The 221-nt window shown below is 44.3% G+C and carries 1 pseudogene; it reads left to right on the top strand.

The features are described 5' to 3' along the window. A pseudogene (locus ACVCXO_RS06395) lies at nt 1-221 on the top strand (hypothetical protein); the annotation flags it as partial.

The raw sequence follows: 221 nt of genomic DNA, 5'->3' as shown, positions 1-221 counted from the left end.
TTACCTGTAACAGCAATCACAGATTGTGATGGCGATGGAGAAACAAGTGATACCGATCCAAATGATACCGATCCATGTATTGGAGGAACATTATCAAATGTAGATTTAACAGACACAACAAGTGACTGGGCAACTGCAGATTGTGATGGAGATGGAGTAAGTAACTTAGACGAGGTGGATCCTGATGGAGACGGCGTTCAAGGACCAAACGACACCGATCC

The sequence above is a fragment of the Lacinutrix sp. MEBiC02404 genome (assembly GCF_053601575.1).
This window is presented reverse-complemented; position numbering and strand designations above follow the sequence as displayed.